The sequence below is a fragment of the Citrobacter sp. VF227 genome, from assembly GCF_052950715.1.
This window is the reverse complement of the sequence record NZ_JBRFVF010000631.1, coordinates 1-433: the sequence shown is the minus strand read 5'-3', so window position 1 is coordinate 433 and position 433 is coordinate 1. Positions and strand designations below refer to the sequence as shown.

The window sequence follows — 433 nt, the reverse complement described above, 5'->3', positions numbered from 1 at the left end:
GTTAAAGCGGTTTAGCCTTTCTGGATGGGAACCTATTCTGGTCAACATAACCCCACGCACGCATAAAAATAGCTCCTCACGGCATGCCCAGTTTTACGTCAGCCAAATGTTGAGCTTTATTGTTGATAACTACGATCAGCCTCTTACCATCAACGACGTTGCGGAGTACGTGAAGCTCAATGCCAACTACGCGATGGGGATTTTCCAGCGCGTGATGCAACTCACCATGAAGCAGTACATCACCGCCATGCAGATCAATCACGTCCGCGCATTGCTTAGCGATACCGATAAAACCATTCTCGACGTCGCATTGACTGCCGGATTCCGATCCAGCAGCCGTTTTTATGAAACCTTCAGCAAGTTTGTCGGCATGTCGCCGCAGCAGTACCGTAAACTGAGCCAGCAGCGTCGGCAAACAATGGCGGGTTGATAT

The 433-nt window shown here is 49.9% G+C and carries 1 protein-coding gene; it reads left to right on the top strand.

Annotated features, from left to right (window positions below):
- Positions 1–430: transcriptional regulator MelR (gene melR / locus ACU8YC_RS28270; protein ID WP_446896431.1), on the top strand; the 430-nt coding region annotated here is incomplete at its 5' end.
- Positions 431–433 lie beyond the last annotated feature (3 nt).